Origin of the sequence: Curvivirga aplysinae (assembly GCF_009711445.1) — a bacterium.
Taxonomy (GTDB): domain Bacteria; phylum Pseudomonadota; class Alphaproteobacteria; order UBA8366; family Aestuariispiraceae; genus Curvivirga; species Curvivirga aplysinae.
The window spans coordinates 16,637-42,615 of the sequence record NZ_SMMC01000206.1; the positions used below are offsets into that span (position 1 = coordinate 16,637).

The 25,979-nt window shown below is 42.9% G+C and carries 25 protein-coding genes; 11 read left to right on the top strand and 14 right to left on the bottom strand.

Translation table 11 applies throughout. The annotated features are described in order from the left end of the window. The first annotated feature begins 47 nt into the window (after positions 1-47). Genes E1160_RS14025 through E1160_RS14035 form a run of 3 tightly spaced genes read left to right on the top strand, consistent with a single transcriptional unit; the run spans position 48 to position 2,490 of the window. A complete protein-coding gene (locus E1160_RS14025) occupies positions 48-1,175 on the top strand; it encodes a cobalt-precorrin-5B (C(1))-methyltransferase (RefSeq protein ID WP_155156247.1) in 1,128 nt (375 codons plus the stop codon). Further along, a complete protein-coding gene (locus E1160_RS14030) occupies positions 1,172-1,927 on the top strand; it encodes a cobalt-precorrin-6A reductase (RefSeq protein ID WP_155156249.1) in 756 nt (251 codons plus the stop codon). The genes E1160_RS14025 and E1160_RS14030 overlap by 4 nt, the downstream gene beginning before the upstream one ends. Next, positions 1,924-2,490 (top strand): ankyrin repeat domain-containing protein, encoded by a 567-nt coding sequence (locus E1160_RS14035; RefSeq protein ID WP_155156251.1) that lies wholly within the window; start codon positions 1,924-1,926, stop codon positions 2,488-2,490. Before E1160_RS14030 ends, E1160_RS14035 begins: the two co-directional genes overlap by 4 nt. A gap of 16 nt (positions 2,491-2,506) precedes the next feature. Here E1160_RS14035 and E1160_RS14040 read toward each other — a convergent pair whose 3' ends face one another. Further along, positions 2,507-4,474, bottom strand: a complete 1,968-nt coding sequence (locus E1160_RS14040) for a transglycosylase domain-containing protein (RefSeq protein WP_155156253.1) — start codon at positions 4,472-4,474, stop codon at positions 2,507-2,509. A gap of 128 nt (positions 4,475-4,602) precedes the next feature. Here E1160_RS14040 and irrA point away from each other — a divergent pair, with 128 nt between their 5' ends. Together irrA and E1160_RS14050 are read left to right on the top strand one after the other, a co-directional pair. Then, on the top strand, positions 4,603-5,022 hold the full coding sequence (gene irrA, locus E1160_RS14045; RefSeq protein WP_155156255.1) for an iron response transcriptional regulator IrrA: 420 nt from the start codon (positions 4,603-4,605) through the stop codon (positions 5,020-5,022). A 187-nt stretch (positions 5,023-5,209) separates the two neighbouring features. After that, positions 5,210-5,629, top strand: a complete 420-nt coding sequence (locus tag E1160_RS14050) for a rubrerythrin family protein (RefSeq protein WP_155156257.1) — start codon at positions 5,210-5,212, stop codon at positions 5,627-5,629. 19 nt (positions 5,630-5,648) lie between these two features. On the opposite strand, the gene E1160_RS14055 is transcribed toward E1160_RS14050, so the two are convergent. From E1160_RS14055 to E1160_RS14080, 6 genes are all read right to left on the bottom strand, one after another. After that, positions 5,649-6,539 carry a GGDEF domain-containing response regulator gene (locus tag E1160_RS14055; RefSeq protein WP_155156259.1) on the bottom strand — a complete coding sequence of 297 codons (891 nt, stop codon included), beginning with the start codon at positions 6,537-6,539 and terminating at the stop codon, positions 5,649-5,651. Between the two features lie 88 nt (positions 6,540-6,627). After that, complete coding sequence (gene cobN, locus E1160_RS14060) at positions 6,628-10,389, bottom strand: cobaltochelatase subunit CobN (protein WP_155156261.1); 3,762 nt, start codon at positions 10,387-10,389, stop codon at positions 6,628-6,630. A 330-nt stretch (positions 10,390-10,719) separates the two neighbouring features. Beyond that, a complete protein-coding gene (locus E1160_RS14065) occupies positions 10,720-11,511 on the bottom strand; it encodes an enoyl-ACP reductase FabI (protein WP_155156263.1) in 792 nt (263 codons plus the stop codon). 20 nt (positions 11,512-11,531) lie between these two features. Further along, entirely contained in the window at positions 11,532-12,755 is a 1,224-nt protein-coding gene (fabB, locus tag E1160_RS14070; protein WP_155156265.1) for a beta-ketoacyl-ACP synthase I, read from the bottom strand. A 192-nt stretch (positions 12,756-12,947) separates the two neighbouring features. Continuing rightward, a complete protein-coding gene (fabA, locus tag E1160_RS14075; protein WP_155156267.1) occupies positions 12,948-13,475 on the bottom strand; it encodes a bifunctional 3-hydroxydecanoyl-ACP dehydratase/trans-2-decenoyl-ACP isomerase in 528 nt (175 codons plus the stop codon). A gap of 132 nt (positions 13,476-13,607) precedes the next feature. Next, positions 13,608-14,537, bottom strand: a complete 930-nt coding sequence (locus E1160_RS14080) for a DMT family transporter (protein WP_155156269.1) — start codon at positions 14,535-14,537, stop codon at positions 13,608-13,610. 151 nt (positions 14,538-14,688) lie between these two features. On the opposite strand from E1160_RS14080, the gene E1160_RS14085 reads away from it, so the two are divergent. The 5 genes from E1160_RS14085 (at position 14,689) to E1160_RS14105 (ending at position 18,712) form a co-directional block, all read left to right on the top strand. Further along, positions 14,689-15,351 carry a DsbA family oxidoreductase gene (locus tag E1160_RS14085; RefSeq protein WP_155156271.1) on the top strand — a complete coding sequence of 221 codons (663 nt, stop codon included), beginning with the start codon at positions 14,689-14,691 and terminating at the stop codon, positions 15,349-15,351. Between the two features lie 116 nt (positions 15,352-15,467). Then, on the top strand, positions 15,468-16,193 hold the full coding sequence (locus E1160_RS14090) for an SIMPL domain-containing protein (RefSeq protein ID WP_155156273.1): 726 nt from the start codon (positions 15,468-15,470) through the stop codon (positions 16,191-16,193). Between the two features lie 178 nt (positions 16,194-16,371). After that, positions 16,372-16,863, top strand: a complete 492-nt coding sequence (locus tag E1160_RS14095; protein ID WP_155156275.1) for a hypothetical protein — start codon at positions 16,372-16,374, stop codon at positions 16,861-16,863. Positions 16,864-16,965: 102 nt separating this feature from the next. Further along, complete coding sequence (locus E1160_RS14100; RefSeq protein WP_155156277.1) at positions 16,966-17,898, top strand: methyltransferase domain-containing protein; 933 nt, start codon at positions 16,966-16,968, stop codon at positions 17,896-17,898. A 7-nt stretch (positions 17,899-17,905) separates the two neighbouring features. Continuing rightward, positions 17,906-18,712 carry a hypothetical protein gene (locus E1160_RS14105; protein ID WP_155156279.1) on the top strand — a complete coding sequence of 269 codons (807 nt, stop codon included), beginning with the start codon at positions 17,906-17,908 and terminating at the stop codon, positions 18,710-18,712. Position 18,713: 1 nt separating this feature from the next. On the opposite strand, the gene E1160_RS14110 is transcribed toward E1160_RS14105, so the two are convergent. The 6 genes from E1160_RS14110 to E1160_RS14135 all read right to left on the bottom strand — a co-directional run bounded on the left by E1160_RS14110 (position 18,714) and on the right by E1160_RS14135 (position 24,493). After that, positions 18,714-19,643 (bottom strand): zinc ribbon domain-containing protein, encoded by a 930-nt coding sequence (locus E1160_RS14110; protein ID WP_155156281.1) that lies wholly within the window; start codon positions 19,641-19,643, stop codon positions 18,714-18,716. A 126-nt stretch (positions 19,644-19,769) separates the two neighbouring features. Beyond that, positions 19,770-20,222, bottom strand: a complete 453-nt coding sequence (gene mutT, locus E1160_RS14115) for an 8-oxo-dGTP diphosphatase MutT (RefSeq protein WP_155156283.1) — start codon at positions 20,220-20,222, stop codon at positions 19,770-19,772. A 20-nt stretch (positions 20,223-20,242) separates the two neighbouring features. Continuing rightward, positions 20,243-21,472 carry a bifunctional glutamate N-acetyltransferase/amino-acid acetyltransferase ArgJ gene (gene argJ, locus E1160_RS14120; RefSeq protein ID WP_155156285.1) on the bottom strand — a complete coding sequence of 410 codons (1,230 nt, stop codon included), beginning with the start codon at positions 21,470-21,472 and terminating at the stop codon, positions 20,243-20,245. A 68-nt stretch (positions 21,473-21,540) separates the two neighbouring features. Further along, a complete protein-coding gene (locus tag E1160_RS14125; RefSeq protein WP_155156287.1) occupies positions 21,541-22,425 on the bottom strand; it encodes a peptidylprolyl isomerase in 885 nt (294 codons plus the stop codon). Between the two features lie 24 nt (positions 22,426-22,449). Beyond that, positions 22,450-23,340, bottom strand: coding sequence for a LysR family transcriptional regulator (locus E1160_RS14130; RefSeq protein WP_155156311.1), 891 nt, complete (start codon positions 23,338-23,340; stop codon positions 22,450-22,452). Between the two features lie 154 nt (positions 23,341-23,494). After that, positions 23,495-24,493, bottom strand: a complete 999-nt coding sequence (locus E1160_RS14135; protein WP_155156289.1) for a mitochondrial fission ELM1 family protein — start codon at positions 24,491-24,493, stop codon at positions 23,495-23,497. Between the two features lie 210 nt (positions 24,494-24,703). Here E1160_RS14135 and E1160_RS14140 point away from each other — a divergent pair, with 210 nt between their 5' ends. After that, complete coding sequence (locus E1160_RS14140) at positions 24,704-25,216, top strand: Lrp/AsnC family transcriptional regulator (RefSeq protein WP_155156291.1); 513 nt, start codon at positions 24,704-24,706, stop codon at positions 25,214-25,216. Between the two features lie 31 nt (positions 25,217-25,247). Here the strand turns inward: E1160_RS14140 and E1160_RS14145 are convergent, their stop codons facing one another. Then, positions 25,248-25,940: a hypothetical protein gene (locus tag E1160_RS14145; RefSeq protein WP_155156293.1), complete on the bottom strand. Its 693-nt coding sequence runs from the start codon at positions 25,938-25,940 to the stop codon at positions 25,248-25,250. Positions 25,941-25,979: the final 39 nt, after the last annotated feature.

Genomic DNA, 25,979 nt, shown 5'->3' on the forward strand with positions numbered 1-25,979 from the left:
TCTTTTGCGATGGTCGTTTTCCACAGTTCAGATTAAACTGCATCTTCATGAATGAGTCGAATAAAAATATACAAACCAAAGCTGGTCGCAAACCTGACCAACCTTTACGTAAAGGTTGGACAACGGGCAGTTGTGCCGCCGCAGCCTCAAAAGCGGCTTATATTGGACTGCTTACAGGTATAGTGCCTGATGAAGTTGAAATTCGTCTTCCACGTGGAGAGTTACCACGCTTTAAAACACTCAACCCCGTTAAATCCAGTGATTCTATCACCGTATCCATCCAGAAAGATGCGGGCGACGATCCCGATATCACACATGAAGCCATTATTAGCGCCACAATCACCAAGGCCGAAAATAACGGCCTTAGGTTTCACGCCGGAAAAGGCGTTGGCACAGTGACCCTACCCGGCCTTCCGCTTCCGGTCGGTGAACCTGCCATCAATCCAAAACCAAGAGAAATAATAGAAAGCAATCTGCAAGAAGTTGCCGACCAACATGATGAGTCTCTTCGATTAAATGTTACAATATCAATCGAAAATGGTGAAGAACTCGCACAAAAAACATGGAATCCTCGCCTTGGTATTGTCGGTGGGCTTTCTGTTCTTGGAACAACGGGCATTGTGACACCTTTTTCATGTTCCGCTTGGATACATTCCATTCATCGAGGCGTCGATGTTGCCCGTGCAAATGGATTCAATCATGTGGCAGGCACCACGGGTAATATGTCCGAAAACGCTTTGCGTGAAAATATTGACCTTCCGGATGAGGCTTATCTGGATATGGGTGATTTCGCTGGCGGCATGCTTAAATATATTCGTCGACATCCAGTTGAACGCGTCACCATCTCTGGTGGCTTTGCCAAGATGTTAAAACTGGCGCAAGGTAATATGGACTTACATTCATCCCGATCCCAAGTGAATTTCGAAAAACTCGCAGATATGGTTTCGAAATTGGGGGGAGATCAAGCTCAAATTGATCTCACCCGATCGGCCAATACAGCCAAACAAGTCTTGGACGCCTGCCCTGACTTACCATTGGCAAAAACCGTTGCAAAACAAGCACGAGAAACTGCTCTTGCTACCTTATCCGGCCAAACCAAAGTTGATATTGTTGTAGTTGATCGTGTTGGAACAATCCTTGCTCATGAAGGCGCGGAAACGAGTATTTTAGAATGAAGTCGCAGATTTTAATTCTTGGGGGCACAACAGAAGCCCGCTTACTTCCCCCTGCGATACCCGATGCCATTGCAAGTAAATACGATATCGTAACAAGCTTCTCAGGCATAACGAAATCCCCAAAGATAGAAGCTGGTCAAATACGTATCGGTGGATTTGGTGGGGTTGAAGGTTTATGCAACTATATAACCGCCCATAATGTTGCACTTATTATCGATGCAACCCACCCCTTCGCCAAAGCTATGCCCAAACATGCATATGAAGCTGCAAAGATCACTCAATGTAAACTGGTTAGATATCTGCGACCAGAATGGTCTGAGAAAACAGGAGATCAATGGATATACGCTGATAATCTAGATCACGCAGCCATGTTATTAACTCAGTTAGGGACACATGCTTTCCTTGCTTTGGGATCACGTGATTTAGCTTCGTTTAGGGAGGTGACAGGGTTGAAACTAACCGCACGTATGATTGAAAAAGCACCTGAAGAAAATCTCCCAAAAGATTGCAATATCATTTATGCGCGCCCTCCCTTTCATCTAAATGATGAAGAGGCATTGTTTTCTAGCCAAAAAATAGACATATTGGTCACGAAGAATAGTGGCGCACAGGCGACAAAAGCGAAACTAGAAGCCTGTCGTAACCTTGGAATTCAAGTTTTAATGATTAATCGACCAACGGTTCAACCCGGACCAGTGATCGCATCATTAGATCGAATGATTATCCGCCTGAAAGAAGAATTTACATTATGATTAAATCATTTTTCAAATCTGCTGCAATCTCTTTTCTGGCTATATTTAGCTTTATTAATATCAGTGCTGCGCAAACCGAGCTCTTTGTCGATCACCCAATGATCAAAGGAGCTTTAAATGGTGACTATACGGCTGTTCGTTCTCAGCTTCTTAAGGGGGTTGATGCTAATATGACAGGCAGTCGTAATATTACTGCGCTTATTGCAGCCGCCCAAAGAGGTTACCCAGACATCGTTGAGTTGACTTTTGAATTTGGTGCCTTTGCCAACCATCCTGATAGTCTTGGAAATTCAGCCATTTTTTACGCGGCTGAACGTCAAGATTACGACAGCATGGAAATTATATTAAATAACCAAGCGGACCCAAATATGAGGAATACACAGGGGGAAACTCCACTACATTGGGCTGCGCGTACCGGTGATATTGAAATATTCCAAATTCTGATCGACTACGGTGCAGACCCCTCCCTAAAGGATTACACAGGCCGCGGCGTCTTAGATTATGCGCGTAATAGCCGAAATACGCGCATGGAAAGTGAATTGATAAATCTAGGCTATCAATAAACAGCCGGTCACTTACTTATCTGATTTCATCTTCAAGACGCGACATCACCCGCTGCCAATAAATAGCAGGATAGCCACCTCCGGATATGTTATCCATCGGGGTGGCTTTATCATTTCCAATCCAAACCCCCATGGCCAGAGCTTTTCTTGCCGTTAAATTGTCTTTTGCAAAACCAATAAACCATGCATCTTTGTTTAACTGTGTTGTTCCAGTCTTACCGGAAACATAACTTTTTTCCAATTGCGCTCGCTTGCCAGTCCCATCCAACACAACACTATGCAGCATCTCAGTCATATTTTCTGCAATGTCTTCGTCCAGTATTTCACTATCATCTTCAAAATGAGTAAAGAGCACTTCGCCATTTCCGGCCCTGATCTCCTTGATCCCATGCGGTATCGCCGCAAGGCCATTATTTGCAATCACCGCATATGCACCTGTCATTTCCATTAAAGATATCTCTTGCACCCCTAAAGGAAGGGATGGATGTTCTTGCATGGGTGCCGTAATTCCCAATCGCCGTGCCATTTGTATTACCTCACCTCTTCCTACTTTTTCAGCTATGGCTACAGCGGCTTTATTAAGTGAGAGACGCAACCCATTCTCTAAGGAAACTTTTTCTTGATAGCCATTATCAGGATTATTCAACAAAGATTGATCCCTCGGACTCCAACCATCAATCACAATATTAGAAATATCAATCTGATCGTCAGGCTCCAAACCACTTTCAAGGCCTGCTAAATATGCGATTGGTTTAAATACAGACCCGGTTTGACGTTTTGCATGAACGGCACGATTAAAAGGTGAGATTGACCAGTTCTTCCCACCTAACATCGCTGTTACTGCGCCATCCTCTCGCATGATCACTGCAGCGATCTGTTCAGCATTTGCTTTAACTGCTTGATTTAAAATTTTCCAAATTTGACTTTCCAAAGCTCTTTGATGACTTGGTTCAAACGTTGTCTGAATTATTAAATCATCATCTATGGGACCAATAAGATGTGATACACGTCCCATTACCCAGTCAGCAAAGTACCGGTTATTCTGTCCTGCGCGCGCGCCAACGATCTTAACTTTCTTACGTTTATGAGTATCGGCCGTGGCTTGTTGTAAGAACTCAGCATTTACCATGAGATCAAGAACCAAATTTGCCCGTTTGGCACTTCTTTCTGCATTTGCACGAGGATTATATGCACTTGGTGCCTTAGGTAGGCCTGCTAAGACAGCACTCTCATATAGAGATAAATTAGAAGCAGATTTACCAAAATATTTACGTGCAGCGGCATCCACCCCGTAAACACCAGACCCCAAATATACACGATTTAAATAAATCGTTAAAATCTCATCTTTGCTAAACGATTTTTCCAACCAGAAGGCAAGAAGCAACTCTTGTACTTTTCTACGAATTGTTTTTTCTCGCGTCAGAAACAGGTTTTTCGCCAATTGCTGCGTCAAACTTGACCCACCTTGACGATAACCACCACTGGTTAAATTCACAAATATTGCACGCCCAAGACCAAATATATCGATACCAAAATGATCATAGAATCTGCGGTCTTCTGTGGCGATAAAGGCCTGAATTACAGAAGGGGGTAATTCATCCAATGTGATTGGCCGACCATGCGTCCCACCTTGCCGTGCTAATACAGAACCATCTGCGGCTAAAACTGTCATAGAAGGATTACGAGTGATAGCTTTTGTTGCCGTTTCCGGATTGGGAAGATCCCAAGCAAACCACAGTAAAATTCCTGCAAAAGCCACACCACCCCAAATCCCGAATGTTAAAATCCATTTTAACCATTTCCACAAAGGACGTGACGTTTTCGTCTGAACTAAGCTACTTTCCCTAGAACGAAACTTATCTTTAGCATCTGATTTTGCAGCTTTTTTGGCTGCAACTTTCTTCGTTGCTTTTTTTGATTTTATTTTTTTATTTTTGGGGTTTTGTGTATTTGCCATAGCATAGATATACGCAGAGTCGGCCACATCGCCAAGCCTTGGTATTGTTTAGAAATTGACTAAAGTTAAATGCTCTTCCTTGATATAGATCAATAGTTGCTAATCAACGAACTAATGGGCTTCCCAATCAGATTACTTCGCCCTATAAAAAACCCATGCAAAAACAACGTACATATTCAAAATGCCTAGAAAAACTTAACGCGGTGGGTCTTCGCCCAACCAAGCAGCGGTTGGGTTTAGCACGTCTTTTATTTGAACGTCCTTTTGATCATGTAACTGCAGAGCAGTTGCACAAGGATGCACATGATGCGCGTCTGAAAATTTCTTTGGCAACTGTCTATAATACACTGAATCAATTTAGTGACGCAGGACTTGTACGTGAAGTGGTTCTGGAATCAAGTCATTCTTATTTTTGTACAAATCCATCACCACATCATCACATGTATAATGAAGCAACTGGCGAGATTACCGATATTCCAGTTGATCAAATCGAAGTTAGCAAACTCCCTAATTTGCCAGATGATCTTTCCATTGCATCAGTTGATGTGGTTATTCGCGTGAATCAAAACGCCTAAACAAAACCAGATAAATATACTTTTCCAATCTGATATATTGTTCGTTTAGATTGAATAAATGACAAGAATCCTGTTCCTGTCATTTCAGGGCTAGCCCTATCGGTTTAAACTGATATAGTCCCCTGCACGGATTTTACATATCCATCTTATCACGCGTTATTTACTACCTAAGGATCAGGAGACATTCATGTCGCTTAAAGGTTCTAAAACACTAGAAAATCTTATAAAATCATTTTCCATCGAAGCACAGGCAAACCGCCGTTATTTATACTTCGCTCAAAAGGCAGATATCGAAGGCTATAATGATATTGCCGCTGTATTCCGTTCTACAGCAGAAGTTGAAACAGCCCATGCTCACACAATCTTAGAAGCGCTCGAGAAGAATGGCGACCCTGTAACCAATGAACCAATTGGCACAACTGAGGACAATTTGAAATCCTCTATCACTGGGGAAACATACGAATATACAGAAATGTATCCCAAGATGGCAGAAGCTGCTCGTAAGGAAGGCTTTAATGAGATTGCCGATCTGTTTGAGTCTTTAGCAAAAGCTGAAAAAAATCACGCTGGTCGTTTCCAAAAAGCTTTGGAGTCTCTAAGCTCTTAACTCAGATATGACAAAAAAATCAGGCCGCTTTCATCACCCGATTGCGGCCATTTTCTTTGGCCTCATATAACGCTTCATCAGAGCGGCGCATAACATCGTCCAAATTTTCATTTTTCTGTAATGCAGCAACACCAACCGAAACTGTTACATTAATAACCTGCCCGTCCGACAATTTTATATCACTATCTGCTATAGATTGACGTAATCGATCTGCAACAAGCGCCGCCCCATCTAAATCGGTTTCAGGTAAAGAAATACAAAATTCTTCGCCGCCCAAGCGCCCTACATGATCTTCATCACGGACAATTTCCATACATTGTGCTGATAGAAAACGTAAAACATCATCGCCACCCGCATGACCATAAGTATCGTTTACATTTTTAAAATGATCTGCGTCTAACATGATAACAGACATAGGGTGATCGTAACGTTGTGACCGATGTACTTCACTTTCAGACGCCTCTAAAAAGGCCCGACGTGTCATCACATTGGTCAAAACATCCGTATTAGCAAGTGCATGAAGTTTCGCTGTCATTTCTTTCATGGCAAGCAGGTTCTTAACCCGGACCATCAACTCTGTGGGGTCCACAGGTTTTCGTAAGAAATCATTAGCCCCTACCTCAAATGCATCGCGCAAGAAATGCTTTTCCTCGCTACTGGTTACCATAATAACTGGTAAATCATCAGAAGTTTTGTGTTCGCGAAGTTTTTCGATAACATCAAGACCATCAAGCTCTGGCATTTGATAATCAACTAAGACCATATCGACACTAGGTTCATTAATACAATAATCCAATCCTTCTAAAGGATTGGTGAAGATGATCGGATTAACACCTTCTACTTCTTTCAGGAATTCAGACACAAGGCGAGCAATGATACTTGTATCATCCATCACCACTACATTGTTCATATGCCAACTCCGTCACGCCTAGTAAACTCTCTGCATAGAAATACTATAACAAGATTATTAGATCGGCTATACCCCGGATAGAAGTTTTTTACGAAACAGTTGTTTCTTTTACGATCAATTCTTCTAACAAACCAAATACATCATTACGACGTGTTTGCCATAAACCTCTGTCGAGCGCTTCTTGAAGACGCTCCAACATTTCCTTTAGCGCTTGTGGATTATGCTTCTTCAAGAAATCCAAAACCTTTTCATCTTTAAGATATGCATCCACAACTGCATCAAAATGATGATTTTCTACACATTTGGCAGTCGCTGCAAACGCAAACATATAGTCCACTGTTGCTGCCATTTCAAAGGCACCTTTATATCCATGACGCATAACGCCTTCAATCCATTTCGGATTCACAACACGTGCCCGCACTACACGACCAATTTCGTCTTGAAGCGTACGTATTTTCGGACTTTCCGGGCGGCTATGATCATTATGATAAACAGTTGGTTGGTCACCTGACAACATACGCACAGCTGCCGTCATCCCGCCTTCAAATTGATAATAATCATCAGAATCCAACAAATCATGTTCACGATTATCCTGATTATGAAGAACAGCTTCCACTTGACTTAATCGACGCTCAAACAAATTATGAGCTGCGCGACCTTCCGCCCCTGCCCCATAAGCATATCCACCCCATGCCACATAAGCCCGGGCCAGATCATCTTCACTTTCCCAGCCTTTTTCATCAATCAGCGCTTGAAGACCAGCACCATAAGCACCCGGCTTCGAACCAAATACCCGCGCACCTGCCTGTTTCTCTGCAAGAGTTTCATCCATACCTTGAGCTGACAATTCAGCTTTCTCTCGAATGAGATTTGCAGCTAGCGGATTATCAATTTCAGATTCATCAAGCTTTGCCACAGCACGGGATGCACTATCCACCAAATCTATTAATCCTGGGAATGCATCCCGGAAGAAACCGGAAATTCGTAAAGTCACATCCACACGTGGACGATCCAACAAATCCAATGGCATGATTTCAAAACCAGTTACACGACGCGAAGCACTGTCCCATGTCGGACGCACACCCATTAACGCCAAGGCTTGAGCAATATCATCACCACCTGTACGCATATTGGATGTGCCCCAAGCCGATAATGCCAATCGTTTTGGATAAGACCCATGATCCTGGGCATAACACTCCACCAACATTTGTGCAGATTTCCAACCCAAGGTCCAAGCTGCCGGTGTTGGAACGGTACGCGTATCAACAGAATAAAAATTACGACCAGTTGGTAACACATCGGGACGACCACGTGTTGGCGCACCACTGCTGCCCGGCTGTACGAAACGACCATCAAGCCCGTCTAGCAAACCTTGAATTTCCGCCTCACCACAGGATTCCAACATCGGACGCAACACATCACGAATTTCAGAAATCACAGCCTCACTATGTTCACCCGCAGCTTCTACTTCGCCCAGAACCAGCTTGCGACTGAATTCTTCCATACGTTCAATAGTATCACCATTACTGCGCCAATTATCGTCGATAATATCAGTCAAGACTTCAGGTTTTGGTCCCGTCCAGTCAGCGCGCATATCACAATCAAGCGCATCAAACTCAATTGGGAAATCCCAATCTTTTGCCAATGCCCGTAATAAAGAGGCATCGCCCCCTTCCCCTTGATTACGCTGAACACGTACCAAGGCCACCAATAAATCGGTCAATTGATCGCCAGTTGGTGACAGGCCAAAGATATGTAAACCGTCACGAATTTGCATTTCTTTCAATTCGCATAAATAGTTATCTAACTGGGCCAAAGCATCATCTTCATTATCAGATTTTTCAATGCCGGCATCTTTATCCAGGCCTGTAACACGGGTCAGTTCTAAAATCTCACGTTTCAATACTTTCAAGCGACGTGGATCAACACCTGCAGCCTCAAAATACTCATCCACCAACAGCTCCAGATCCTTTAATGGACCATAACTTTCCGCACGGGTCAGCGGTGGCGTAAGATGATCAATGATAACGCCTTGGGCACGACGTTTTGCTTGGGTGCCTTCACCCGGATCATTGACAATAAATGGATAAAGATGTGGCAATGGACCGAAAACAGCTTCAGGGTAACATTCTTCACTTAGTGCCACAGACTTGCCCGGCAACCATTCCATATTTCCATGTTTCCCCATATGGATCACCGCATGGGCCTTATAACTTTCGCGCAACCAAGCATAAAAAGCGATATAGCCATGAGGCGGTACAAGATCAGGGCTGTGATACGTTTCAACAGGATTGATGTTATACCCACGGGCAGGTTGTAGACCTACGACGATTTTACCAAGTTTAAAGATGGAAAGCGCAAATTCACCTGCATGATCCCCAGCAGACAGATAGAAAGGATCCGTTTCTGGCGCACCCCAGCGTTCTAAAACAGCTTCTTTTATTGATTTCGGTAGCGTATCAAAAAATCGATTATACGCATTTAAACCCAGTGTTTCGCGAATTTCACGACCATCATTACCTGCATTTGTCGGCCCAGCGGACAGATGGCTTAAAAGCGCATTCCCGTCAACAAAAGGCACAGATATATCATAACCTTCGCCTTCTAAGGATTTCAAAACTTCCATCGCGCCATTTGGGGTATCCAGACCAACACCATTTCCCAAACGCCCATCACGGTTTGGATAATTGGCGAAAATTAAAGCAATATTTCTATCTTTTGCCTCTGTATGACGAAGAGATAACCAATTCGACGCCAAATTTGCAACGAAATCGCAACGATCTTTCACAGGTTGATATTCAACTAGATCCGCCTGAATAATTTCATCACGTTGCGCAAGCCCTTTGAAAGAAACCGCACGACTTAGCAAACGACCATCAACTTCTGGCAAAGCCACATTCATGGCGATATCACGTGCCGATAAACCATTCGTATTTTCTCGCCAAATTTCCTCATTCCCGCCAGAGAAAATCACCTGCAAAACGGGACAATCCAAGCTATCAAAAGGTGTTGCTGTTCGTGCCGCCCCCGGGGAACTTAGTGCAAAGGATGTGGCGTTTAACACAATACCCGTATTGGCTTCTTCCATTAATTCCGTTAACAGAGCTGCACATACTGGATCTTTTAAGCTCGCGGCATAAAGGGGTAATGCATTCACACCAGCAGCATCCAAAGACGCAATCAACTGATCCAGCATACGTGTATTAGCCGCCTGATAAAGTGCGCGATAGAAAGTGATCGCCGCAACAGGACGCCCCTCTTTCCACGGAAGATCGGAAATGTTTGGTTGTGTTAATTCAGGCCAATAAATACCAGCACGTAATAACGGCGCAGGCTCGATCCATTCAGCTTCATTTCCCAATAAACTAGAAGCGTAGCGCAAGAAGTTAGTTGCGTTTTCCACGCCACCTTGCACACAATATTGCCATAAACGATGACTTTCTTCTTTCCCTAAGGACGATAAACCAGCCAATTCTGCATCGGGATTATCATCCCCTGGTAACCATGCAAGGGGGATATTTTTGGCACGACAAATGGCGGTTAATTGTTCAACCCCATATTCCCAATAACCTCGCCCGCCAAGCAAACGCCCAACAACCAATTTCGCATTCGAAATGATTTCTTCAGCATAAAGATCAACGGAATAGTTATGGCCAAGATGAAGCAGATTGGCAACGCGAACGGAAGGCGTATTTTCATCTTCTTGAAGACGAATAGCTTGTGCTTTAGCAAAGCAGGATACTTCCGTATCAGCGGCAGTCAAAATAACGATATCACTCGGCGTTTGACCTAGGTCGATTGCTTCTGAACCGTCGTCTACGGCACCTGGTGTGGCTGCTAAAAGATGCATGGATCCCGTCCTTATCCAAAAGGCGTTTTTATTCTTTAAAATAGCCTTCCTTTTGCCTGTTTCTGTGGCTTTTGGTCAAGCATGAAAACGACAGATTTCCAGATAAATGCACGTTTACCAATAGATACCCTCGGCTAAAGCCGGGATCCTATGGGTAATACCGCCCTAAAATTAAAATTTGCAGCACAAATACAACTCCTTTTAGGAGTGGTCTTGAATCCTGTTGTCATAGAGGCTCCACATATCTACGCATCATGTCTTCGACTGCATAAAAAAACAGCCGTCTAAATTCTTAAACGGCTGCTTAATGAATCAATATAGAGTATTGGTTTACTGTGGCACAGCCATACCGATTACGTGGTAACCGCTATCCACATGGTGAACCTCACCTGTGACACCGGCACCTAGGTCAGACATCAGATAAACTGCAGCACCACCAACATCTTCCAATGTAATGTTGCGACGCATTGGTGCGTTATCTGCTTGCCAGTTATAAACAAAACGTGCGCCGGAAATCGCAGATCCAGCCAAGGTACGCATTGGCCCTGCGGAAATCGCATTCACACGGATACCATTTTGACCTAAATCTTGTGCCAAGTAGCGAACAGATGCTTCAAGCGCTGCTTTCGCCACACCCATCACGTTATAAGAAGGCATCACACGTTCCGCACCGGAATAAGACAAGGTCACCAAGCTACCACCATTTTTCATCAATGGTTCAGCTGCAGCGGCAACTGCCGTGAAGCTGTAGCAAGAAATATCCATTGTTTGCGCAAAATTGGCACGTGTTGTTTCCACATAACGGCCTTTCAACTCATTCTTGTCAGAATAAGCAATCGCATGAACAACAAAATCAATGCTGTCCCATTTTTCACCAATGGAAGTGAAGGCACGCTGGATATCGTCATCATTTTCCACATCACATGGAATACAGAAATCAGAACCAACAGATTCTGCCAATGGGCGCACACGTTTTTCCATGCTATCGCCCTGATATGTGAATGCGAGTTCTGCGCCATGTTCAGCACAGAGTTTTGCGATACCCCAAGCGATGGAATGGTCATTCGCCACCCCCATAATCACGCCGCGTTTACCGCTCATAACACCTTTATTTTCAGACATATTCTTTTCCCCTTAAAAGCTTAGTCTGTGTAACGTTGCATTGCTAATGTGCAATTTGTCCCGCCAAAGCCGAAGCTGTTGGAAAGCGCAACGTCGATATCAACATCATCGATACGGGATGTGGCAATGTTCATGCCTTCTGCTTCCGGATCAAGATTTTCAATGTTAATAGATTCAGCAATGAAACGTTCTTTCATCATCAATAAGGAATAGATTGCTTCTTGTGCACCTGTCGCGCCCAAAGAATGGCCTGTTAAGGATTTGGTAGATCCAATCACTGGCATTGTTTCAGCGTCCCCGAATACTTCGCGAACCGCGCCTAATTCTTTGGTATCACCAACTGGTGTGGATGTACCATGTGCATTGATATAGGAAACTGTGCCATTCACTGTGGAAAGGGCTTGGTTCATACAACGAACCGCACCTTCACCAGATGGTGCCACCATATCGTAACCATCAGATGTTGCGCCATAACCAACTAATTCAGCGTAGATTTTCGCACCACGTGCTTTCGCATGTTCCAATTCTTCAAGAACCAGAACCGCCGCACCACCGGCGATAACAAAACCATCACGTGCCGCATCATAAGCGCGAGACGCTTTAGATGGGTTATCGTTGTATTTAGAACTTAGGGCGCCCATCGCATCAAACACAACGGTCAATGTCCAGTCTAATTCTTCGCCACCACCAGCAAAGACAATATCTTGTTTGCCCCATTGGATTTGCTCCATACCGCTACCAATGCAATGTGCAGATGTAGAGCAAGCAGAACTGATCGAATAGTTCACACCTTTAATCTTAAACGGGGTCGCCAATGTCGCAGAGTTTGTGGAAGACATAATACGTGGCACCATGAATGGACCCACACGTTTCGCAGATTTCTCACGCGCTGTATCCCATGACCAAAGCATATTTTTAGTAGATGGACCACCAGAGCCCATGATCAAACCCGTACGCTCATTCGACACGTCATTTTCTTCGAGGCCCGCATCGTCGATTGCCTGTTCCATGGCAATATAGTTCCAAGCTGCACCATCGCCCATGAAACGCATCAATTTCTTATCAATATGCTCTGTCGGGTCAAGATTAACGGCACCATGGACATGACTACGGAAACCACGTTCTGCATAATCTTCACAATGAACAATACCTGACTTACCTTCTTTCAAAGATGCCAGAACTTCTTCTTGATTATTTCCGATGCTGGAAACGATACCGATACCGGTAACAACGACGCGACGCATGGGGAAGCCCCTTTTCTATGCTAATTGTATATTTAACAAAATGTACCAAATTGCATTCATAAATATAGAGGAAATTTGCTACATTTATTTTATTTCACAATGATCAATGAAAATTTAACATTCTCGATCAGATTATAAAGTGAAAGCTTGCCCATGAATATAACAGACAAGCTTTCATAATTCTTTATATAGTTAAGCTTCTTGAGGAATAAAGAGGCCAACCTTCATATCAGTAACTTCACAAGCTGTTTTACCATCAACTTTCATGATGCCATCAGCGACGCCCATGATTAATTTACGCATAATCACGCGCTTCATGGTGATTTCATAAGTTACTTTTTTGGCTGTGGGTAGCACCATATCAGACAATTTAACTTCACCGACACCTAATGCGCGACCTTTACCTTTGCCACCCATCCAGCCAAGGAAGAAGCCAGTCAATTGCCACATTGCATCTAAGCCTAAACAACCTGGCATGACGGGGTCACCACGGAAATGGCAATCAAAGAACCAAAGATCAGGTTTAATATCCAATTCAGCCAAAATATGGCCTTTTCCATGTTCACCACCATCTTTGGTGATGCTTGTGATACGGTCCATCATTAACATATTTGGCAAAGGCAACAATGCGTTACCAGGACCAAACAATTTGCCATGACCACAATCGATTAAATCGTCATAGGAAAAGCTATTCCGGTGGGTAAGATTATCTTCGCTCAAGATACTGCTCCGACTTTTTCATATATTTCTACCCTCCTATTACACCAAGCCTTCATGGAAAACAATGCGCAAGAAAGCAGAAATAGCGGTAAAAAAGCCTTTAAAGTGAAAGATTTTTCATATTTCACTTAATTAAGGCAAATCTGTCACAGGTGGCGTAATTGTCTTAGCCTTTTTCTTTTCACGATACAAAATATACATGCCACAAGAAACAATAATGGCAGCGCCCCACCAAACATGCATTTCTGGTAAATCCCCCCAGAAAACAAAACCAAAAAGGACAGCCCATATCAATGTGGAATATTCAAATGGCGTTACCGTCGCCATTTCACCTATTGCAAAAGCTTTGGTTAAAAATATATGCCCCACCATCGCCAATAAGGCCATCGCAACAAACATCCATAAATCCTCTAACGGGATAGGCACCCATTGAAATGGCATAAAGGCTGACGCAATAACTAAAATGCCCAAATTAAAATAGAAAACCAGACAGAAAGAAGATTCCGTGTCACTCATCCAACGCACCATCAGTCCGATAATAGAATAAGCCGAACAACCCACCAAAGCCCAAATTGCCGCTGATTGGAATGTTGTGCTACCGGGCTGTACGATAATGATCACACCAACAAAGCCCACAATAATAGAAATCCAGCGCTGAAAACCTACTTTCTCTTTAAAAAGCGGCACGGATAAAGCTGTCATAATAAATGGTGAGGCAAAAAACAGGACTGTGACATCTGCCAGCGGCATCTCACCTAAAGCCGTAAAGAAAAAGAATGGCGCACAAAATCCAATCGCAGCACGGAAGATATGAGCTTTCCATCTCTGAGTTTTGATATTCTTGAGATTATTACGCTGTCCCAAGGCCCATATAAGCAAAATAGGTACGATAATCCAGCTTCGGACAGCCAGTGTTTGTGCCACCGGATATTGAGCCTCGACCATTGTCTTTGCAACGGCATCCATAGCACTTAACAAAGCCATACCAATCATAAGATAGACAATTGCTATTAGATTATTCGTTTCACGTGTTGTTGCATCTACTTGCAAACCGACAGCCATAATCACACCCCGCACCCTATATATCACACATACAGCTATTTATTTGTTCTTAGTCTATATAGGGTTTAATAAGAAAAGATAGTTCCTACATAATGCATCCTGACGGGGAATGTCAGCATAAATTTGTGCAAAAGATTTAAGAGGACAGATCATGAAACCTTTTATTCACATAGATATCATTTCAGACGTGGTTTGTCCGTGGTGTGTTGTTGGCTATAAACGCTTACTTTCTGCGCTTGAAGAAATGCAGGGTCGGATAGATTATCAAATTCAGTGGCACCCGTTTGAACTTAATCCTGATATGGAGATGGAAGGTGAGAACCTTCGCGATCATATCATCAGAAAATATAACTCTTCCCCTGAACAAAGCGCTAATATTCGTGAAACACTTATACAATATGGTTTGGATTTAGGGTTCCAGTTCAACTTTTTTGATGACATGCGTATCTATAATACCTTCACGGCACATCAACTTTTACATTGGGCATTGAAACAAGGTAAACAAACGGACCTCAAACTTGCCTTATTTGATGCTTATTTCACCCACCAGAAAAACATTTCTGAGAGTGAAACACTTTTAGATGTCGTGGGCGCCATCGGCCTAGATAAAAACGACGCAAAATCTGTGTTGGAAGATGGTCGTTACGTGGAAGCCGTTCGCGAAAATCAGCGTCGATGGCTTTCCCTAGGCATTCAGGGTGTTCCTGCTGTTGTTTTAGATAATAAATATTTGATTTCCGGCGCGCAAGAAGCCTCCTATTTCAAACAAGCACTTGAACAATGTCTGGAAGAAGTAAAAACTGAGGATTACTAAAAACCCTGTCTATAGATCGTTAAATTCCTGACATATTTCCGCCTGATTAATACCTGAGAGTCTACCTTTCAGGAAATTAATCTTTATCGTGATAATCACGATAGTCAGGAGAGGATATGTCAAAACCAAATCAGACAGGGTTTATATTTTTAGGTTTATTTCTAGCTTTAGGAATAACCCTTGGTGGCTATTTCATCGGGCAAACCATGTATAACGCCAAAGTTGCCCTCAACACGGCAGAGGCAAAAGGTTTAGCAGAAAAACGCGTGAAAGCGGATCGTGCCAACTGGACCATAATTTTTAGGAATGCGGGATATAAAAGCGAAGATATTCCTGCGCTTTATAAAAAATCCGAAGAAAACCAAAAAACAATCATCAACCTGCTTAAACAAAATGGCTTTGATGAAAGTGAAATCAAACTCGGTGTGATTGATTATTCCTATATGGAATATCGGGATGACAATCAAAACTTAGTAGATGAAAGACATCAACTGACAGGCTCTATTGATGTTGAGACTGATAAAGTAGACTTGGTTTCAACTGTAAGATCCAGCATCAACAAACTGATCACGCAAGGCATTGATATCGAGAATTATGCCCCAAGATATTATTTCACCAAATTAAATGAAATTAAGCCAGAGATGCTAAAAGAAGCGACACAAAACGCACGTATCGCCGCAAATGAATTTGCGTCAAATGCCGGTGCAAATGTGGGGCGCATTCGAAATGCACGACAAGGTGGCTTTATCGTTCGCGATGCGGGTGAAGAATATGGCGACACAGCAAAAATTGAGAAAGATATACGCATTGTCACCACCATCACCTTCTATTTAACGGATTGATAACATTCATTTAGCTTCTTGCCTCTCTATCGAAGTAACGATAAACTTTTTGGAAAAGTTAAGCTGCTAAATTAAAATCAAGATGTCATACTTATACGATTTTCACCAGATTCCAAACAAACTGGATATCAAATGCCCCTCATGCGGTAAACGTGCTTTATTCGAACATGGTGCGATAGTGAAAATCTTACTTAAGAAAGACATTTCTTTTTTTAAACAAAATGATCTTTTTGAATATCGTTTATTCAAAAATGATTCGGGCCATTCATGGCATGGCGCAATTTATTGTGCCAACTTACATGGTAACTCTACTCAGGCAATTCATGAGTTGCCTGATGGATACACACCAGAAGACTGGAATCATGAATCATCTTATCTTTCAAACAAAAGCAGTCAATTTGGTGCCGTTTCTTGTAGCAATTGCTGCACAAGGCGGCGCCATTTTTTAAATTGGCCTGCGGATGCCTTTTATTCCATTCAAGTCAAAGATAAAATACTATGGGCCTATAATCGGGATTCAACAATCGAACTAAGAGATTACATCGCTTCGCATGATAGAGACATCTACGCATATAATTGGACTTTTTTCCTACTACATATCCCCACCTCATTTAAAAAGCGAAATATCCGAGATACCGTAATAAAGAAATTAAACAAAATTCTTAAATAATATCTTACTAAGACCATCATCACTGACAGATAACACCCAAGTCCCATTTATAGCCGCGTTTTCAGGCTTGCCTTTTTCGCCTAGATAGACATAGTGCGGCTTATGACTGATACATCTTTCACACCCTCTTCCGATGCGGTGAATATTTTTGACCGTAATGTCGTACGTATGCGTCGCACACGTGCAGCAAAAATCACCGCCGAGAAGGAATTTGGTGATGCTAATTTCCTGTTTATGGAAGTTGCAGATCGTCTGGTAGATCGCTTACTGGATGTTAGTCGAAATTTTGATTTGGCATTAGATATCGGATGTCATAGCGGCGAAGTTCATCATTGGCTTCAAAACTGCCCTGAGAAGGTAAAACATCTTATCCAATGCGATATGGCAGAGGCCTATGCAAAAACAGCCAATGCACGCGCGGCTAGCTTCGTCGCCAATGAAGACCTCTTACCCGTTAAGCCGGAAAGCCTTGATCTGGTGATCAGCAATCTATCTCTTCATTGGGTGAATGACCTGCCCGGTGCTTTTGCCCAAATCCGCCAAAGCTTAAAACCAGACGGTTTGTTTATGGGCAGTATGATGGGTGGTGAAAGTTTATTTGAAATGCGCTCTGCCATTATGGAAGCAGAGATTGAGCTTTCAGGTGGCATTAGCCCACGGGTTTCACCATTTGCGGATATCCGTGATGCAGGTAGCTTGATGCAGCGGGCGGGTTTCAACCTTCCAGTTCTGGATAGCGAAGTCATTGATGTTACCTATGAAAACTTATTTAAACTGGCACAGGATTTACGCAATATGGGTGAAACCAATGCGGTTCATGAACGGGTAAAGAGTTTTTCATCTCGCCAGTTATTTATGCGTGCCGCAGAAATTTATGCTGAAAAACACACAAATGATGAAGGCCGTATTCCGGCTAGTTTTGTCATCATCTATATGCATGGTTGGGCACCAGACCCAAGCCAACAACAACCTGCAAAACCGGGAAGTGGCCAAACGAGCTTGGCAGATTTCCTGACTGATACTCAAGAAGGATAAGCATCAAATGAGTGACAAATATTATCTTCCAGCTATTGGTATGCTTAAAGACGCCTTCTTTTATGTGACTGGCGAGCGGAAAAACTTCATCGCAATGGCGGCGTTGCCTATCATTGGATTAAGTATACTTGGGACAGTCTTAACTCATCTATACCCGGAGCCTTTGCTAGTTATTGATCCAGAGACACAAGTGCCAAGCGTAAATATGTCTTTCATTCCGATTTTGATTGTAAACACATTATTGTATGTAATGTTCGCTGTTGCGTGGCATCGTAAATGGCTGGTCGGCGAAGCGGATATCACCATCTATTCCGCCTTAAAATGGGACACACGAAAGACAAAGTTTCTTGTTCGCCTCATTCAAATTGCGGGCATTTCCTTTGGTATTATGATTGGTTTGAATTTACTTATCTCGTTACTTCCGGGAACTGGCGGTTTTATGATTAGCCCCTTTGGTACAATTCTCGCCTTTGCAGTTCTTACCCTGACATTCGCACGCTTAAGTTTGCTTTTTCCAGCAGCTGCCGTGGATGATAGCTTAGATCTAAAAGACTGTTGGAATTTAACAAATGGTAATGGCTGGCGCTTGGGTATTTTGGCTATCTTACCACCAATCCCCCTGGCCTTTATTCAAATCATTATTCAGATGGTTTTATTTACAATTCTCGTTGCCATCAATATTCCAACTGAGAGCTTAGTCGTGCAACTTTTCCTACATTTGATCCAACATAGTTTTAACTATTTTGGTATCGCAATAGGGGTTTCAGCCCTATCCATGGCCTATCAAAAGTTTAGGATCCAAAGCCCTGAATAATTTATTGTCTTGGAATCACTGTAATTGTGCGTTCAAACTCTTTTTCTTCTGAGAGTTTGAATTCGTAATCGAAGATATAATGGCGACTAACAACCCGGCCTTTATTGGTTTCTCTAAAGGCCTGTTCCAAGGTTAATATATTTTCAGGCGCATAATGATCCACAAAAGCTTTTAAAGCTTCTTCCACCTCATCTTTTGGCTGAATGACGCCTTTAATTGTGTCTTGATTCACTTCCTGACCAGACCACACCAATTGGCTGCTTTCAGTTTTGCCGTTTTTCTTGGCCTCATTCACATACCAAACAACCAAATGATTATCTTCATAAGGGCAGCTAAATCGGGTCCGCTTTTCTTCTTCAGGCCCTACCTTTAGATACTGATCCTTAGTCTGCTTACATCCAAAAATATTTTTTGCGCCATCAATCTCTTGCGCCAGAGTGCCAAAGCCTCGCAGACTTGGGCGAAACTTTTCCTTTTTTTTCTTAGTATTTCTCGCTTCAACCTTCTTGATTTGGGACCTGTGATAATCAAACTTGATCATGTAGTCCTTATTTTCACCATCAAGATTCATCAATCGTCTGTATACTTCTAGGCGCGCACGATGTTCATTTTCATTCAACTTTGAAAGATGCTGTTTCAACATCAAAATTCGTGTCTGATCATCTTGTTCAAGTGACGTTTGATAAAAATTATTAGCAAAATAAAGTAGGGCTGCAATAGGCAAAAACACGAATAAAACAACTGCTACTTTTGTCTTACCAGGCGTTTTGGAACGATCTAAGCTTCGCGGATCTCTGATTTTAAATTTTTTCGATTGGGCATCACCATTCATTTCCAATCCATCTGGAATCGGCTCACCACATTTTCCACAAACTTTCCAGCCTTCCTTAAGTTCCGCAGAACATTTCAGGCAATATAAAATCTTAAACAAAACAATTTAATCCACTAATACCCGCCCATCCGCTTTCATTATTTTTTACGAATGTATAATTTAATTATCGAACAGACCTGTATCTAGCAAGAAACATCATCTTGCATTTGATTTAAATGCCGCTTGTTAAAGTAAGTCTCGCAGCATCGCAATCAGCGGAATATCAGCGGGTGGCATCGGATAATCACGTAGTTTTACAGGGCGAACCCATGCCAGTTCTTGCCCCTCCTTGGATTGGGGTTCTCCTTCCCACATACGACATACATAGAGAGGCATAAGTAGGTGGAAATCATCATATTCATGAGATGCAAAAGTAACAGGAGCTAAACAGCTTTCACGGGTATCAATACCAAGCTCTTCTTGAAGTTCACGTATCAAAGCAGCTTCAGGGGTTTCACCTTCATCCACCTTACCCCCCGGAAATTCCCAAAGACCCGCCATGGATTTTCCTTCTGGACGTTTCGCAATCAACACACGCCCATCAGGGTCAACCATCGCAACCGCGACGACCAATATGATCTTCTTTGGATTCGCTGCTTGTTCAGCACGCTCCCCCGCTTGCCAGCATCCACTTTCCATAACTTTTTCCAGACTTTAACTTAAGAGCGATAATCCGCATTGATAGAAATATAACCATGTGTCAGATCACATGTCCAAACCCGTGCCTGACCATCCCCTATTCCTAAATCAACAGCAATATTTACATGATCGCCTTGCAAATGGTTTGCAACAGGTGCCTCATCATACCCATCAACACCTTCGCCTTTTTCAGCAATGACAACACCACCCATTGATACTGTTAACGTATCACGATCGGCGCGTTCGCCCGCCTTACCAACAGCCATCACAACCCGACCCCAATTGGCATCTTCGCCGGCAATCGCAGTTTTCACCAATGGGGAGTTAGCAATAGAAAGCGCCACAGTTTTCGCAGCCCGATCACTATCAGCGCCTGTTACATCAATGGTGATAAATTTGCTTGCGCCTTCACCATCTTTTGCAATTTGTTGCGCAAGATCGATCATCACTTCATCTACTGCTTTAGTAAATTCTTCTAAAATCAAATCATCTGCTGTGGACGGGATTGGATGATCTGCTTTGGCTGTTGCAGCCATAATCAATGTATCACTTGTTGAGGTATCGCCATCTACAGTCATACAGTTAAAGGATTTATCCGCTGCTCTTTTTAAAATCAGCCGCAAAACAGAGGCTGGAATATTTGCATCGGTAAAAACAAACGAAAGCATGGTGGCCATATCAGGAGCAATCATACCAGACCCTTTTGCGATACCACCGATTTGAACTTCAACACCCCCAATTTTTGCGGAGCGATAGGACGCTTTTGGAAAAGTATCCGTGGTCATAATGGCTTCAGCGGCGGTTTCCCAATTCCCGGCTTTCAAACTTTTTTTCAACCCCGGTAAAGCTGCTTCGATTTTTTCTACAGGTAAGCGTTCCCCAATTACGCCTGTAGATGCCACCAAGACTTCTTCAGGCTCGCAACCAATAGTCCTTGCAGTAGCGCTAACCATTGCTTCCGTTGTCACAACACCAGATTTACCAGTAAATGCATTCGCATTGCCAGAATTCACAACAATGGCACGAGCTTCGCCATTCGGTAAAACCTTCCGGCACCAGTCAACAGGTGCAGAACGGGTCAAAGATTGAGTTAATACACCTGCAACGGTAGACCCTTCTGCCAGTTCAGCCAAGAAAAGGTCCGTACGGCCTTCATATTTTACACCGGCTTCCGCTGCGCCTAATTTGACCCCTTTGATAACCGGGATTTTTGGAAAATGTTCTGGCGCTAAAGGAGAAATATCAGACATGGCATACCCTCAAATAATCTTGGTGTTCTTAGGATCTCATACTTGAAATATAAGTATATACAGAATTTCTACTGGGATAAAAGGCTTCTCAACTCAGGAATATCAGATGCCGGCGCATCAATTGGATTTCCTTGTAAATCATAACGTTGCACCTGATTTTTTTTGATGGCATCTTGTACAACCTGAAACGCTAAAGCCTCACCGACAACTTGTTGAAGTCGCGGTAACATTTGTTCAAAACTAGGTGGTTGTCCTTGGCGTTTATCTTCAACCAAAATCACATGCCAGCCGAATTTGGTTTGTATCGGGTTTGATGTATAGGTATTGGGCTGCATTCCAAAAGCCACATCCTCAAACTCTTTCACCATCTGACCACGTGGGAAATAACCTAAATCACCACCTGACGGCGCGGAACTGCCCACAGAATACTGTTGGGCTAATGACGCAAAATCATTCCCCTGTCCCATTAATGTAATTATATTTTCTGCTTCTGCTTTTGTATTTAACAGAATATGTCTCGCTTTAACTTCTTCGCCAAATTGTGCCGTGGTAATGTAGCGATTATATTCCTCACGAAGCATTTCGTCAGTAATAAGACGACGGACAGCTTCACGCACGTATATATCATGTACTAAACGGTTCTCAAGCGCCTTTAGTTGCTGTTGCACATAAGGACTATCAGCGATACCTGCAGCACGTCCAGAACTAACCACAGCAATTTGTTGAACTAATAACTCTAAGACATGAGGATAAAGTTCTTCCTTGCTACGACTTTGGCGTAGCTGAGCTGGTAAACTGTCATAAGCTTGTTCAAAATCACGATCTGTAATTTCCTGCCCAGCCACAGTGGCAATAACCTTTGGTGCCTGTTGCGCTTGCGCTATACTCACCTGACTTCCCATGACCAATACAGCCGCTATTGAAGCCGCTTTCAACCATTGCCATTTTGCCATTATGTAATCCTCTTATGGATAAAGTTAGAAATCTGCCTCAGCCACTTTACGCAACAAGAAGTCGCGGAAAACAGTGATGCGTTTAGAGTGGCGCATCTCTTCTGGGTAAACGAAATATGCCGGAATAGGTGGCCCTTCAAGTTCAGGCAAAATATGTTGTAAGTTACTTTCTTCCGGTATCATATATTCTGGGATTGATGCAATCCCAAGACCGCTTCTAGCCGCCCGATAAATACCATAGATATTATTTACCATCACGATCGGCACACGGGGATTATCAAGACTTTCATCTGTATGGATCAACCAGTTAATGGTGGAAACAGGCTGCGGTGTATCATCACCAAAAGTAATAATACGGTGATTATCCAAATCTTTACCATCTTTCGGCTCACCATATTTCTCAATATATTCATCCGCTGCGTAGACTTTATGACGTACGGTCATCAGTGGACGTTGAATCAAATCCGGCTGACGAGGTGCAGACATACGAATGGCCACATCCGCCTGACGCATAGATAAGTCTACTTCCGTATCTGATAAGATAAGATGCAGTTCAACTTCTGGATAAAGTTCGATAAATTCTTTAATAAGCGGAGTTAACCAAGTATTTCCCAAGCCCAATGTTGCAGTGACTCTCAATGGACCACTTGGTAATTCTTTAGAATCTGTCAGGCGATTTTGCGCCATTGTCAGTTTGTGAAAAACTTCCTGAACAGTTTTATATAACATATCCCCTTGTTCAGTCAGAATAAGACCGCGCGCATGACGATGGAAAAGAGGTGTTTTCACACTTTCTTCCAGCGCACTAACCTGACGACTGATCGCAGATTGCGACAAGTTCAATTTCTCTGCGGCATGGGTGAAGCTGCCTGCTTCTGCAACTGCGTGAAAAATACGCAATTTATCCCAATCCATTGGCATTTCTGCTCTCCCGATGGTTTTTATAAATTTTTGCCCCCGCATATACAGACCATGCAGATACATTAAATGTCTGTGATATTACTTATAGGGGCGATTTTATTGGATGTCTATTCATCAAAACGACCGTTTGATGATTGAAAGGAAGGCCTTATTTAGTCAACCAGTCCAATTTGTCCAGTACCAAATCCGCAATTTCTGCGGTTTCATTCAATGCGGGATAAGACCAGTTCGAAATTTGGCCCATGAATGAACGTGTCATCCCTTGCGTCTCAAAATGATCGTGGAAGATTTCAAACTTTGTCTTACGCATAGGGTTCACATGAAAAACAAAAACAGGCTTACCTGTCGCACAAGCCTCAGACACCATATTGGCAGAGTCACAGGTGACCACTACATAATCGGCCAAACCTAAATAGCCGAAATAGGGGTTCTCACCCGTTCCATCCCAATAGACATGCGGCAAATCTTTAAGTGCAGATTTCAAAAGGTTTGTATTTTCAGGACTGGTGCGACGAGACGATGTAACCATCAATCCACCACCAGTTTGACCCACAATTTTCGTCAGCCCTCGCGCCAATTCCTTCATGTCAGAAGCGCCATATTTGTATACTTTATTATCCCCACCAACAGACACCGCAATTAGGGGCTTGGGTAAATGTTCCAATTTCTCCCGCCATATATTCGCGGCGTCATCTAACATCTTCCGGTTTACCCGACCAAGTGACCCATAGGTTTCAACAAGGTTCTTGCCCGTTAACCCATCATGGATCGGGGTGGTGACCAAATCAAATTTCTGCGGATCAATCCCGGGATTTTGAATATGGATTGTGAAAATATCCTTACCTGCTTTCTTAGCTCTTCGACGGATTTCCGCATTAGGACATGCCGCCTTTCTCGCACAAGAAATCACAATATCGGGCCAAGGTTCATGAAAATGACGACCATCGACCAAATCCACGCCAAAAACACCTGTGGGCCAAAACTTGTTAGGAAGGTATTTCCAAGGCGCTTTGCCCTTTATAAGACGATACTGGATTTCCAAGTCTTGATTATCTGCTTCTAGTTTTTCCTGCAGGGATTCCGCCAATCCGCGCGCTTGAGCAATCATTCCGGCCTTATCTTCGCTGACAACCCAACAAATTCGCATTATTTCGCGCCTATCCCTTAATTTTCACTTGTAAGCTGGTTCAGAAAGGACTATGCCGAGCACCGAAAGTAAATGCAACCGATCTTGCACCCCTACTTTCCCTTCCTAAACTAATATTTTCATATTTTTTCGTTCGTAGTCGCAATAATATTCTTGCGCTATACCGTAAGAATGTTTTAAAAGAAGCCCAAAATTTGAAAGGGTAAAATAATGCGCCGTACTAAATTGGACAGAATTGATCGTCAAATCCTGAGCGATCTGCAAGATAATGGTCGTATGACCAATGTTGAGCTGGCTCAACGTGCAGGTATCTCAGCACCGCCATGTTTGCGTCGTGTTCGCGCCCTTGAGGAATCCGGTTACATCAAAGGATACCATGCGGAAGTTGACGAAAAATTCCTTGGTTATGGTGTTACTGTTTTCGCTTTTGTTGGTTTGAAAAGTCAGGCAAAAACAGACCTTGTCAATTTTGAAGATAAAGTAAACGGATGGCCCTTAGTACGCGAATGCCACATGTTACAAGGTGAAACCGATTTCTTGTTAAAGATCGTTGCCCGTGACATGGAAAGCTACAATAAATTCCTTACCGAAGAACTCACTGAAGAAGAAAATGTTGCTCATGTGCGCTCTGCGCAAGGTATCCACGCATCGAAACGAAGCTTTGGTGTACCCATTGATCTAAGCGACAGCGATGATGCGGTTTATGACGGTGAAAGCGATTAATCGCTATTCAAAGATAGTTTTTATCGCCCTATCAGTTTAAATGCTGATAGGGTTTTTCTTTTTTCAAATAGTCTGAAAACACATCCATAAATTCTATAAACTCAAGTCCCAGATAATGATAGAGTGGGCGCTCACCGAAGCTATGTTCTTCGACTGGATTAACCTTAAATCTCTCTTGTGCAATCAAAATATCAATTGTCTGTTTCTCGCTTAAAAAACCAATAATCTTTCGATATTCAAACGCTTTATGCAGTTCGGTTTCCGTGTGGAAAGGCACATAGCTATATCCTTCTAAGGCATTTTCTAAAACGACTTTTTTATGCCAATTGATCCCTGGCACATATCCGATCACAGTATTTGAACCAAACCCGTCGGCCTCTCTATGAAGCCACAAAGAATTCTTCAAAGAAAGTAGCGGCACTGCTGATCTGACAAATTCTCGTTCATAGGCATTCTCAACCAATTCAAGACGAAACAACTCCCCGTCTACCAGACCTTTATTAAAATCTGCGATACCACGTAAACCGGGCCTCGCAATCGTCGTGACCTCACAACCTAAATTTTTATAGGTAGATATAAGCGTCTTTGCCGCGAGCTCCCCTAATGGATCGCCTTCAATCACAGCTATATTTTTGGGACAAGTAATTTCAGAAGCCTGAACCGAAAACAGACTTAAAACAATAAAACTGAATGTATAGGCAATCTTGGACAGAGACGACAACATGATAACCTCACAACTAAATTGGTAGATATAGTATTGAAG

Bases quoted from the DNA above. Each gene is read 5' to 3' on its own strand.
- E1160_RS14025 (WP_155156247.1), top strand. From the start codon at position 48: ATGAATGAGTCGAATAAAAATATACAAACCAAAGCTGGTCGCAAACCT.
- E1160_RS14030 (WP_155156249.1), top strand. From the start codon at position 1,172: ATGAAGTCGCAGATTTTAATTCTTGGGGGCACAACAGAAGCCCGCTTA.
- E1160_RS14035 (WP_155156251.1), top strand. From the start codon at position 1,924: ATGATTAAATCATTTTTCAAATCTGCTGCAATCTCTTTTCTGGCTATA.
- irrA (WP_155156255.1), top strand. From the start codon at position 4,603: ATGCAAAAACAACGTACATATTCAAAATGCCTAGAAAAACTTAACGCG.
- E1160_RS14050 (WP_155156257.1), top strand. From the start codon at position 5,210: ATGTCGCTTAAAGGTTCTAAAACACTAGAAAATCTTATAAAATCATTT.
- E1160_RS14055 (WP_155156259.1), bottom strand. From the start codon at position 6,539: ATGAACAATGTAGTGGTGATGGATGATACAAGTATCATTGCTCGCCTT.
- cobN (WP_155156261.1), bottom strand. From the start codon at position 10,389: ATGCATCTTTTAGCAGCCACACCAGGTGCCGTAGACGACGGTTCAGAA.
- E1160_RS14065 (WP_155156263.1), bottom strand. From the start codon at position 11,511: ATGTCTGAAAATAAAGGTGTTATGAGCGGTAAACGCGGCGTGATTATG.
- fabB (WP_155156265.1), bottom strand. From the start codon at position 12,755: ATGCGTCGCGTCGTTGTTACCGGTATCGGTATCGTTTCCAGCATCGGA.
- E1160_RS14080 (WP_155156269.1), bottom strand. From the start codon at position 14,537: ATGGCTGTCGGTTTGCAAGTAGATGCAACAACACGTGAAACGAATAAT.
- E1160_RS14085 (WP_155156271.1), top strand. From the start codon at position 14,689: ATGAAACCTTTTATTCACATAGATATCATTTCAGACGTGGTTTGTCCG.
- E1160_RS14090 (WP_155156273.1), top strand. From the start codon at position 15,468: ATGTCAAAACCAAATCAGACAGGGTTTATATTTTTAGGTTTATTTCTA.
- E1160_RS14100 (WP_155156277.1), top strand. From the start codon at position 16,966: ATGACTGATACATCTTTCACACCCTCTTCCGATGCGGTGAATATTTTT.
- E1160_RS14105 (WP_155156279.1), top strand. From the start codon at position 17,906: ATGAGTGACAAATATTATCTTCCAGCTATTGGTATGCTTAAAGACGCC.
- mutT (WP_155156283.1), bottom strand. From the start codon at position 20,222: ATGGAAAGTGGATGCTGGCAAGCGGGGGAGCGTGCTGAACAAGCAGCG.
- argJ (WP_155156285.1), bottom strand. From the start codon at position 21,472: ATGTCTGATATTTCTCCTTTAGCGCCAGAACATTTTCCAAAAATCCCG.
- E1160_RS14125 (WP_155156287.1), bottom strand. From the start codon at position 22,425: ATGGCAAAATGGCAATGGTTGAAAGCGGCTTCAATAGCGGCTGTATTG.
- E1160_RS14130 (WP_155156311.1), bottom strand. From the start codon at position 23,340: ATGGATTGGGATAAATTGCGTATTTTTCACGCAGTTGCAGAAGCAGGC.
- E1160_RS14135 (WP_155156289.1), bottom strand. From the start codon at position 24,493: ATGCGAATTTGTTGGGTTGTCAGCGAAGATAAGGCCGGAATGATTGCT.
- E1160_RS14140 (WP_155156291.1), top strand. From the start codon at position 24,704: ATGCGCCGTACTAAATTGGACAGAATTGATCGTCAAATCCTGAGCGAT.
- E1160_RS14145 (WP_155156293.1), bottom strand. From the start codon at position 25,940: ATGTTGTCGTCTCTGTCCAAGATTGCCTATACATTCAGTTTTATTGTT.